The following is a 2,427-nucleotide window of genomic DNA, read 5'->3' on the forward strand; positions in this document are numbered from 1 at the left end:
CCCCGGGGGGGGGCAGGGGTCGGGGAGGTCACTCTCCCTTCGCCGCGGTCAGCCCCCTGATGCGGTTGAGGAAGACGACCTTGCCGCCCTTCTTCCCGGGCGGCACCGCGACCGCCTGCCCGGCCACCCGCTCCAGGGTCACCGACTGCTTCGGCGTGCCCGTCATCAGCGCCTTCAGCAGCGGATTGCTGATCCGGGGCCGGTAGCCGCGCGGCAGCGTCTGCTTGTGGTGGTGGTGCGAGGCGAAGAAGACCAGCGCCCCGCCGTCCCGGGTGCGCAGCCCGAACGGCGCGAACTGCGGCGGCCCGGCCGCCTGGTCCGCGTACTCGTTGCGGACGTTCTTGCGCTTCTTCCGCTCCTCCCGCTGGGCCCGCAACTGCGTGGTGTACCGGCCGGAGGCGAAGGTGTCGCCCGCGCCGTCCTGGAGGTACCGGGTGTAGGCCCGGCTCAGCCGCTCGGGCGGCACCGTCAGGCCGGAGCCGCCGTCCGTGGGCACCGGCCGCGCGTAGCCGTCCCCGTCGGCCGCGAACCGGGGGATCTCGTCCGGCTGCAGGATCGCCAGATACGACGCCTTCCACGGAGCGTCGGCGCCGTCCCGCTGGAAGACGAAGAACCAGCGCCCGTCGCCCTCGCGGTTGCTCGCCGAGTTCGTGACGAAGAACTTCGGCCAGCCCGCCTGCTGCGGTATCAGATAGTGGGTGTCCGTCAGCTTCAGCGAGCGGTACTTCGGGTTGCCCTGGGGGCGCAGCTCCCGGCGGGAGGTGAGGGCCGCCTGGTCGATGGCGCCGAGCGCGCCGGTCTCGATGGCGGCGTTGCGCTTCGGATCGTACGCCCGGTTGGCCCGGTTGTTCTCAGCGGTGAAGTCCTTGAGCACCTTCGCCGCCTCCGGCTTGCTGATCGCGGGGACCACGGCCGTCTCGCCGTGCACCGTCATACAGCCCGCGAGGGACGCCGTCAGCGCGGCGGCCAGCGCCAGACCCCGCGCAGCGGTCTTCGCCCGGTGCCCCGGCATCTCCCGACCCACTCCCGCCCTCCCCTGTGGTCTCGCGCGAACGCACCATACCTTGGCACAGTGGCGCACCAGGATCGTGCCGAGGGGGGCGTGGGTGGACAGCGGTGCCGGTTTCGGCGTGGCGCTACGGGAGTTGCGCACGGCGCAGAAGAGCGCCAAGGGGGTTTCCCTCTACTCGCGGTACGTCAACCGCCCGGCGGGCCGGGTGCTCGCCGCCGCGGCGTACCGCGCGGGCCTCGGGCCGAACCAGGTGACGCTGCTCAGCGCCGTCTGCAGCCTGGGCGGCGCGGCGGCCGTCGCCCTCGTACGGCCCTCCTGGGGGCTGGCCGCGGGCGTCTACGCGCTCCTCGTGCTCGGGTTCGCGCTGGACTCCGCTGACGGGCAGCTCGCGCGGCTGCGCGGCGGCGGCAGCGCGGCGGGGGAGTGGCTGGACCACGTGGTGGACTGCGCGAAGATCACGGTGCTGCACGCGGCCGTGCTGGTCTCCTTCTACCGCTTCTTCGACCTGCCCGGCGAGGGCTGGCTGCTGCTGCCGCTGGCATTCCAGCTCGTGGCCGTACTGATCTTCTTCGGCGGACTGCTGACGGACAAGCTGCGCCCCCGGAACGGCTCGGGGCCGCGGCCCCGGCCGCCGTCCACGGCCCGCGCCGTCGCCCTGCTGCCCGTGGACTACGGCGTCTTCTGCGCCGTCTTCCTGCTGCTGGGCAGCGAGCCGCTGTTCCGCGCCGGGTACGCGGTGCTGTGCGGCTGCGCGGCGCTGTTCCTCGTGGCGTTCCTGGCGAAGTGGTTCCGCGAGCTGAGCCCGTGACCCCGGGCGCGGGCTCAGCCGGTGAGGGAGTCCAGGGCGCGGCGGAGCTGGCTGCTGGAGGTGTGCACGGTGTACGGGAAGTAGACGACCTCGACGCCGACGGTGCGGAAGTCGGCCTCCAGCTTCTCGCCCTTGGGGGTGCCCCGCCAGTCGTCCCCCTTGAAGATCGCGTCGAACCGGATCTGCCGCCAGGTCTCCAGCTTGTCCGGCACGGTCTCCACGAAGGCCGCGTCGACGAACCGGATGCTGCGCACGATCTCCAGCCGCTCGGTGAGCGGGACGACGGGCGGGCGGCCCTTGGCGTAGTCGGCCATCTCGTCGGAGACGACGCCCGCGACCAGGTAGTCGCACCGGGCGCGGGCGTGCCGCAGCAGGTTGAGGTGGCCGATGTGGAAGAGATCGTAGGCACCGGGCGCGTAGCCGACGGTGTGTGTCATCGCGAGACCCCCCAGAACGTGGTGTGCCCCGTGCTCCTCCCCGGCGCCGGGGCACGCGCGTGTGCCGATCCAATCACAACGGGGCGGAAACGGGGACATGTTGGAGAAAGGATGGAGGGCGCGGCGCTAGGCTGCGCGCGGGGAGCCGGGGGTACGGATCGGGGGTACGG

General features: G+C 72.6%; 3 protein-coding genes. 1 reads left to right on the forward strand and 2 read right to left on the reverse strand.

Annotation, left to right across the window (positions count from 1 at the left end):
* Positions 1 to 28: 28 nt before the first annotated feature.
* Complete coding sequence (locus G5C65_RS35480; protein ID WP_165303172.1) at positions 29 to 1,012, reverse strand: SCO2278 family lipoprotein; 984 nt, start codon at positions 1,010 to 1,012, stop codon at positions 29 to 31.
* Between the two features lie 94 nt (positions 1,013 to 1,106).
* On the opposite strand from G5C65_RS35480, the gene G5C65_RS35485 reads away from it, so the two are divergent.
* Entirely contained in the window at positions 1,107 to 1,820 is a 714-nt protein-coding gene (locus G5C65_RS35485) for a CDP-alcohol phosphatidyltransferase family protein (RefSeq protein ID WP_338146820.1), read from the forward strand.
* Between the two features lie 14 nt (positions 1,821 to 1,834).
* Here the strand turns inward: G5C65_RS35485 and G5C65_RS35490 are convergent, their stop codons facing one another.
* On the reverse strand, positions 1,835 to 2,257 hold the full coding sequence (locus G5C65_RS35490; protein WP_165303173.1) for an FAD synthase family protein: 423 nt from the start codon (positions 2,255 to 2,257) through the stop codon (positions 1,835 to 1,837).
* Positions 2,258 to 2,427 lie beyond the last annotated feature (170 nt).

The sequence above is a fragment of the Streptomyces boncukensis genome, from assembly GCF_011045075.1.
In the GTDB taxonomy this organism is placed as follows: Bacteria; Actinomycetota; Actinomycetes; order Streptomycetales; family Streptomycetaceae; genus Streptomyces; species Streptomyces boncukensis.